10 protein-coding genes are annotated in these 6,959 nt (G+C 65.4%); 7 read left to right on the plus strand and 3 right to left on the minus strand.

Annotated elements, in window-relative coordinates; all coding sequences use genetic code 11:
* The 6 genes from K728_RS21230 to K728_RS0107100 all read left to right on the plus strand — a co-directional run.
* A partial coding sequence (locus K728_RS21230; protein WP_035747474.1) for a metal-dependent hydrolase occupies positions 1–253 on the plus strand: 253 nt, incomplete at its 5' end.
* Between the two features lie 92 nt (positions 254–345).
* Positions 346–1,119: a ribonuclease PH gene (gene rph, locus K728_RS0107080; RefSeq protein WP_019481205.1), complete on the plus strand. Its 774-nt coding sequence runs from the start codon at positions 346–348 to the stop codon at positions 1,117–1,119.
* Positions 1,112–1,762 carry an RdgB/HAM1 family non-canonical purine NTP pyrophosphatase gene (rdgB, locus tag K728_RS0107085; RefSeq protein WP_024476302.1) on the plus strand — a complete coding sequence of 217 codons (651 nt, stop codon included), beginning with the start codon at positions 1,112–1,114 and terminating at the stop codon, positions 1,760–1,762. Before rph ends, rdgB begins: the two co-directional genes overlap by 8 nt.
* 55 nt (positions 1,763–1,817) lie before the next feature.
* Positions 1,818–2,501: a DedA family protein gene (locus tag K728_RS0107090; RefSeq protein ID WP_024476303.1), complete on the plus strand. Its 684-nt coding sequence runs from the start codon at positions 1,818–1,820 to the stop codon at positions 2,499–2,501.
* A gap of 227 nt (positions 2,502–2,728) precedes the next feature.
* The gene (locus tag K728_RS0107095) at positions 2,729–3,103 is read left to right on the plus strand and encodes a GntR family transcriptional regulator (RefSeq protein WP_024476304.1); all 375 of its coding nucleotides are present in this window, start codon (positions 2,729–2,731) and stop codon (positions 3,101–3,103) included.
* 88 nt (positions 3,104–3,191) lie between these two features.
* Positions 3,192–3,452, plus strand: coding sequence for a hypothetical protein (locus K728_RS0107100; RefSeq protein WP_024476305.1), 261 nt, complete (start codon positions 3,192–3,194; stop codon positions 3,450–3,452).
* 1 nt (position 3,453) lies between these two features.
* Here K728_RS0107100 and K728_RS0107105 read toward each other — a convergent pair whose 3' ends face one another.
* Positions 3,454–4,050, minus strand: a complete 597-nt coding sequence (locus tag K728_RS0107105; protein ID WP_019481211.1) for an HAD family hydrolase — start codon at positions 4,048–4,050, stop codon at positions 3,454–3,456.
* A gap of 90 nt (positions 4,051–4,140) precedes the next feature.
* Between K728_RS0107105 and K728_RS0107110 the strand changes: the two genes are divergently transcribed.
* Complete coding sequence (locus K728_RS0107110) at positions 4,141–5,139, plus strand: exonuclease domain-containing protein (RefSeq protein WP_024476306.1); 999 nt, start codon at positions 4,141–4,143, stop codon at positions 5,137–5,139.
* Between the two features lie 40 nt (positions 5,140–5,179).
* Here the strand turns inward: K728_RS0107110 and K728_RS18730 are convergent, their stop codons facing one another.
* Together K728_RS18730 and K728_RS18735 are read right to left on the minus strand one after the other, a co-directional pair.
* On the minus strand, positions 5,180–6,100 hold the full coding sequence (locus K728_RS18730; RefSeq protein WP_035747476.1) for an SDR family NAD(P)-dependent oxidoreductase: 921 nt from the start codon (positions 6,098–6,100) through the stop codon (positions 5,180–5,182).
* A 66-nt stretch (positions 6,101–6,166) separates the two neighbouring features.
* Positions 6,167–6,959, minus strand: a 793-nt coding sequence (locus K728_RS18735; RefSeq protein ID WP_337587490.1) for an ADP-ribosylglycohydrolase family protein, incomplete at its 5' end; no start/stop codon positions are given.

Here is a 6,959-nt window from a genome sequence, read left to right on the forward strand (position 1 = left end):
GATCGAGGCCGCCGCCGGGTCCAATGTTTTCCTGTGCGAGGCGGCGTTCCACGAGGGCCGCGACGACGCGATTGAGGGCGTCCACCTTACCGGCCGGCGGGCCGGGCAGGTGGCGGCAGCGGCGTCGTCGGACCGGTTGCTGCTCACCCACATCCCGGTGTGGAATGACGCCAACAGGACCATCGAGGAGGCCAGGACCAGCTACCGTGGGGATCTCGCCGTCGCGGTTGCTGGCGTTTCCTACGAGATCTGACGCCAAAAAAGTACCGCCCCCGCACACGAGTGGTTGCCCAACAGCGCACTTGCGGCTCGGCCACTTTTCCGCCGGCCCGTAGACTTAAGCCCATGACTCCAGCAGACACTTCCTCGCCCATCGCTGCCATCCTCCGGGCGGACGGCCGCACCCCGGACCAGCTCCGACCCATCAGCATCACCCGCGGCTGGTCCAACCAGGCCGAAGGGTCGGCACTCATCGAGTTCGGCAACACCCGTGTCCTCTGCACCGCATCACTGACCCAGGGCGTACCCCGCTGGCTCAAGGGCGAGGGCAAGGGCTGGGTCACGGCTGAGTACGCCATGCTTCCCCGCGCCACCAATACCCGATCGGACCGCGAATCGGTCAAGGGCAAAATTGGGGGCCGCACCCACGAGATTTCCCGTCTGATCGGGCGGTCTTTGCGCTCCATCATTGACACGAAGGCGCTGGGGGAGACCACCATTGTGCTGGACTGTGACGTACTCCAGGCCGACGGCGGCACCCGCACCGCAGCGATCACGGGCGCCTACGTGGCGTTGGCCGAAGCAATCCGCTACGCCAAGGAAAACAAGCTCATCGCCGCGTCGGCGCAGCCCCTCATCGACACGGTCGCCGCGGTCAGCGTCGGAATCATCGACGGCGTGCCCATGCTTGACCTGCCCTACGTCGAGGACGTCCGCGCGGAAACGGACATGAACGTGGTGGTCACTGGCAGCGGCAAGTTCGTGGAGGTCCAGGGCACCGCCGAGGGTGCACCGTTTGATCGTGACGAGCTCGACGCACTCCTTGACCTGGCCCTGCTCGGCACTTCCCAGCTGACCCAGATCCAGCTCGACATCCTTGGTGAGGGTGCCGGTGTCTGAGAACACCGGGAACGGTCGACCGGCTGTGGCAGCACCCAGGCTGGTGCTCGCCACCCGTAACGCGGGCAAGCTCGGGGAACTGCGTGAACTGCTGCGGGGCCAGGTTCCTGGTCTTGACGTTGATACGCAGGTTATTGACGCTGCGACAGCCGGCGCGCCCGACGTCGTCGAAAGCGGCACCACCTTTGAAGCCAATTCCCTCCTCAAGGCGCGGGCGGTGGCGGCGGCAACCGGGCTGGTGGCAGTTGCCGACGACTCGGGTCTCGCCGTCGACGTGCTCGGCGGTGCGCCGGGGATCTTTTCGGCACGGTGGGCAGGACGCCACGGTGATGATGAAGCCAACCTGCAGCTCCTCCTGGCACAGCTCGCCGACATACCGGGGGCACAGCGCGGCGCATCATTCGTCTGCGCCGCCACGGTAGCCCTCCCGGATGGGACCGCCCAGGTGGCTCTGGGCGAGCTCAGGGGATCCCTCCTCAACGAGCCCCGCGGAGCCGGTGGATTTGGGTACGACCCCATTCTGCAGCCGGCAGGCCGTGAGGAGAGTTGTGCCGAGCTGTCGTCGGAGGAGAAGAATTCGATCAGCCACCGCGCGAAAGCCTTCAAGGCTTTGCTGCCCCACCTGATCGAAGCGTTGCGCTGAATCCCGCCTCCGCTCCCAGCAAAGCCCAGGCTCGTAGGGCAAAATTGGTCAGGATATGACTATTTCCTCGCAGACAGCACCGAACACCCCGACCGGCGGCGGGTCGGTGCTGGACGGCATTTCCGATTGGGCTGTTTCCATGATGGAAACCATCGGCGCGCCCGGCGCCGGTCTGGCGATCGCACTGGAAAACCTCTTTCCACCACTGCCCAGCGAAGTCATCCTGCCGCTGGCGGGCTTCACAGCAAGCCGGGGTAGCTTCACCCTGTTCGAAGCCATCTTCTGGACCACCGCAGGCTCACTGGTCGGTGCGCTGATCCTGTACCTGCTGGGCGCCTGGCTGGGACGCGACCGGATGCGGGCCATCGTGTCCCGGGTCCCACTGGTCGATCTGGAGGATGTGGACCGCGTAGAGGCCTGGTTCGACCGCCACGGCTACAAGGCAGTGTTCTTCGGCCGGATGATTCCGCTGTTTCGTAGTCTGGTCTCCATCCCGGCGGGCATCGAGCGGATGTCGATCTGGATATTCATTGCCCTCACCACCGCAGGAAGCCTCATCTGGAACTGCATCTTCGTGCTGGCCGGTTTCTACCTCGGGGAAAACTGGCACGTTGTCGAAGCCTATGCGGACGTGTTCCAGAAAATCGTGATCGCCGCCGTCGTCGTATTCCTCGGCTACTTTGTGGTCAGCCGGATCCTGAAGATTCGCCGCAAGCGGGCTGAGCGGGACCCGGCCTGACACACCGCCTCCTGCCGATGGTGCAGCTGTGGCGAGTGTCCCCAATCGCCCGAGCAGCAGTGGCGGGTTCGAGGCGTGCTTCACCCGCCAACTGCGCAGGAGTTCCCGACGGCGTCGTGCCCACCACAGCCGTCCCAAAAAGCCTTGGCATCGCCCGCCTCCGGTTGTATGGTTAGTTACATCAGTAACTAACCAATTGACCAGCTGACCGGTCACCGGAGGGCCAGATGATCGATGACAGTAGGCCCATCTTCCTTCAGATAGCCGAAGAGATCGAAAACGAGATTGTCGAGGGAACCCTGGCCGAAGAGGCGCAGGTCCCATCAACGAACGAGTTTGCCGCTTTCCATCGCATCAACCCGGCGACCGCCGCCAAGGGCGTCAACCGGCTCGTGGACGAGGGCATTCTCTACAAGCAACGGGGAATAGGAATGTTTGTTGCCACCGGTGCCCGCGCCGCGCTCCTGCAGCGCCGGCGGGACCAATTCTTTGACCAATACGTCCGCCCGCTGGCGGTAGAGGCTCGGAAGCTGGGAATCAGCCCCTCCGAACTGGCGGAAATGGTCCGCTCCAGCGAATCAGTTTCGAGGGGAACACCATGAGCAGCGTTATCGAAACACATGATCTGATCAAGACCTACCGCAATTCCACGGCGCTCGACGGGGTGAGCCTGTCTTCTACTTCACGGCGATGATGGTGCTGTTCCTGGTTGGCTTCTGGGCCGCGACCATCTACAAACGGTGGCAGACCACGGGACTCCTGATCACCGGGATCGGGACTGCAGTCGTGCTGATCGGCCTCGTCTTCTACCTCACCCGCCAGGAACTCTGGGGCCAGGTGGGCCAGTTCCTCAGCAGCCAGACCCAGCTGAGCGTCGCAGGCTGGCTCGCCGTCGTCGGCCTGGCGCTGGCGGGCGGGTCCTACCTCACCCTGCGACGGGCCGTGCCCTAGCTCAGCGTGGGGCGAACAGCTCACGTTGCAGATCGATGCCTGGCTGGTGGAGCATAGCGTCGATGCCCAGCTCCTGCGCGGCAGCGACATTGACCTGGGCATCATCAACGAAGGTGACCTCATGTGGTTCGGCGCCAAGGTCCCGCAGCACGTGTTCGAAGATTTCCCGCTGCGGCTTCACCAGCTGGAGCACCGAACTGAAGTACATCTTCGTGAAGTACCCGGTCCAGGACGCCTGCTCAAACCTGGCCACCATCGGGGCAGGCATATTCGAGAGCAGCGCCAGCCGGGCACCCTGGCTGCTGAGTTCCTCGAGGACATCGAGGGTTTCCAGGTTGAAGTGGGACCACTGGTTGGCATCCAGCGTGTCGAGCAGGTCCGTCCGGCTCTCAGTGACGTCGCGTCCGGTGACCAGCGACCAGTATTCGACGCTGGTCTTGCGGCCAGCATCGAAGTCTAACCGGTGCTGCCAGTAGGGCGAGCCGGGGTCCATCAGCTGGACGCCAGCAGCATCCTCGAGGTTCAGCCAGTCCTCGGGTGTGGGCGCATTGGAGATCACCATGCCGTAATCGAACAGGTACCACTGTGTCTTTCCCATACCTCAGGGTAGGGGACTGTGGCAGGTATCTCCCGGCGCGCGGGTGAACGTTAGGTAAAATCCGTCGGTTCAACCCGTAGCGTTGACCCGGTGGGAATTGAGTTCACAGCAATCGACTTTGAGACAGCAAACGGGTTCCGTGGCTCGCCCTGCGCGGTTGGCTTGACCAAGGTGCGGGACGGCAGGATCGTGGACGAGGCCCACTGGCTGATGCGCCCTCCCGCGGGGCACGACCATTTCGACTGGCGCAACGTACGGATCCACGGCATTTCCCCGGAGATGGTGGCGACCCAGCCACGGTTTGGGGACCTATTCCCGGAGATCGGTGCTTTTATTGGCGACGATGTCCTGGTGGCACATAACGCGGCCTTCGATCTGGGCGTCATCAGGTCGGGACAGGAAGTTTCCAACATCGCGGGCCCGGCCTACAACTACACCTGCACCGTGGTGCTCTCCCGGCGCAGTTATTCGCTGCCCTCGTACTCGCTGCCCTTCGTCGCCGAGGCGGCCGGAGTCCCGCTGGTCAACCACCATGATGCAGTTGAGGATGCCAGGGCGTGTGCCGGCATCATGATCGACATCGCCAGGATGAACGGTGCGGACTCGCTGGCAGAACTAGCCGCGCTCCAGCGGCTCCCACTCTCGATCCAGGATGCCTACGTACCGGGAATCAACCCTGTCTCGAAGGCGACGCGCGGTGCCCTGGCCCGTGGCCCGGTTGCTACCCGGACCGGCCCCTCCGGGTGGCCCGAGGAGGGCTTGAACCCGCCCGCGAATGGCGCAGCCGATCCGGCGAACCCGCTGTACGGCCAGACGGTGGTGTTCACCGGCACGCTCGGCATGCCCCGTCCGCAGGCCAAGGAACGGGCCGCGTGGCTCGGCGCCCAACCAGCGAGCACGGTCACCCAACGCACCACAGTATTGGTGGTGGGCGACGGATTTGAGGCCTCGGATCTGCGCAATGGACGCGTCACCGGCAAAGCCCGGCGTGTTCTCGACCTCCACGAGCGAGGCCAGCGGATCGAGGTCCTCTCGGAAGCCGAGTTCCTGCAGATGACTGAGGGCCGCTGGCCCGTCGACAGTCCCTGACCGGTCTACGGTCCCTGACCTGCTTACGGTTCCAGCCGCTCTACAGGGCCAGCTGGACCCCGGTGAGCTCTTCCGACGCGTCGATCAGCCGGGAAGCGGTGTTGCGCTCGCGGGCGTGCGGATGCGCCGGCACCGACGTCGGGTGACCCCGTAACTGGAACCAGCCGCTCGGCCCGCAGTAGGAGCCGTTGTCGACGCCCGGATCACCCACCGCCCGAACCAGTGGCCACGCCCCGGTGTCCTTGCCGTGCGAGACGGGTGCCAGCACACGGCGCTGTGCAGCGGGTGGGGTGTCGTTCAAACCGATTCCGGGTCGGTGCGGAGTGAGCATGTCCAGGGCCAGACCCGGATGGGCCACGATGCTCTGTACCGGGCTCCCCAGCAGGTGAAGCCGGGCAGCGAGTTCGAAACCGAAGGTCATGACAGCCAGCTTCGACGTCGCGTAGGAGCGCGGATTGTTGTACTTCGCTGGCATCAGGTCGGCAGTGTTCAGCCGGACCCAGCGGTGGCTGATGCTGCCCAGATGAACCACCCGGCCGCGCGCAGCGGTGAGGGCAGGCAGCAGGCCCGCCGTGAGGGCAAAATGTCCCAGGTGGTTGGTGCCGAACTGCAGCTCAAAACCATCCGCCGTGTGCTGGCGTCCGGCCGCGCCCACAACTCCGGCGTTCGCCAGGAGCGCATCGAGGGGACCCCGTGAGGAGAGCACTTCCACGGCCTGCCGTACCGAGTCGAGCCGGGCCAGATCGAGCTCCTGGTAGTGGACGTCTGCGTCGGGAACCCTGCGCCGGATCGCTGCAATGGCCGCCGTGGCCTTCTGCTCATTGCGCGACGCCATCACCACGGTCGCCCCGGCCGCCGCCAGCTGCTCGCAGGCAAAATAGCCGAGCCCGGCGTTCCCTCCGGTGACCACCACGGTGCGGCCGCTCAGATCCGACAGGTGAGCGGGACTCCAGTTATCCATGAGCCAAGACTAGGCACAGCAGGGCCCAGCCCAAGAATCGCCCCCAGAATCGCCCCAGGGAAAGGCTCAGCCGGTCGAGGTGGTTTCCACCAACAGCTGAGCCATCGCGCTGACGGTTTCGGCACCCTCCAGCAAGGACACCCACGCGGCGGGCAGCCCCTGCACCCCGTAGAGCGCGCCGAGAATGTTGCCGGCGATCGACCCCGTCGTGTCGCTGTCACCGTCGTGATTGACAGCGAGGCATAACGCAGCGCGGAAGTGGTCCTCTACTCCCGCGGTCGTCTCGGTTGCCAGCACCGCATACACGGCAATCGCCAGGGCTTCGTCAGCTGTCCACCCACCGCCGAGGGCTGCCGTCATCAGCTCAGGCGAGACACCGCCGTCGTCGGCCAGTTCGACAGCGGTCTCAAGGAGGCGGACCAGCTCGGGTAGCGCCGAAGCGTCTGCCCGGGAGACGGCGGCAGCCACCGCCTCAGCGAGAGGCTTGCCATCACGGGCGATTGAGTGGATCAGGACCGCGACCACGGCAGCGCCGTGCTGGGCCGTGGGGTGGCCGTGGGTCAGTGCGGCGGCGTTCATCGCCAGCCGATCGGCAACCTCGACAGGAATATGGGGCACCAGCCCAAACGGGGCGGAACGCATCACCGTGCCGGAGCCTTTGGCGTCAAGATTCAGTGGCCGCGCCTGGGTGCCCATGTCTCCGCTGCGGAGTGCGCTGAGGCACGCCGCGCCGGGCCGGCGGCGGTGCTGAAGGACTTCCTGGGCATCGATCCAGCGGGGCGGGGGAGCAGGCGCCGACGACGACGGCGTCTCGCCCTGCGTCGCCAGCCACCGCAGGTAGGCCAGCCACAGGCAGGCG

This window comes from Arthrobacter sp. CAL618 (assembly GCF_000468215.1).
Taxonomy (GTDB): domain Bacteria; phylum Actinomycetota; class Actinomycetes; order Actinomycetales; family Micrococcaceae; genus Arthrobacter_D.

What these genes read in the sequence shown, in the direction of transcription:
- K728_RS0107090 (WP_024476303.1), top strand. Translation starts at nt 1,818, where the DNA reads ATGACTATTTCCTCGCAGACAGCACCGAACACCCCGACCGGCGGCGGG.
- K728_RS18730 (WP_035747476.1), bottom strand. Translation starts at nt 6,100, where the DNA reads ATGGATAACTGGAGTCCCGCTCACCTGTCGGATCTGAGCGGCCGCACC.
- K728_RS0107105 (WP_019481211.1), bottom strand. Translation starts at nt 4,050, where the DNA reads ATGGGAAAGACACAGTGGTACCTGTTCGATTACGGCATGGTGATCTCC.
- K728_RS0107095 (WP_024476304.1), top strand. Translation starts at nt 2,729, where the DNA reads ATGATCGATGACAGTAGGCCCATCTTCCTTCAGATAGCCGAAGAGATC.
- rph (WP_019481205.1), top strand. Translation starts at nt 346, where the DNA reads ATGACTCCAGCAGACACTTCCTCGCCCATCGCTGCCATCCTCCGGGCG.
- K728_RS0107100 (WP_024476305.1), top strand. Translation starts at nt 3,192, where the DNA reads ATGATGGTGCTGTTCCTGGTTGGCTTCTGGGCCGCGACCATCTACAAA.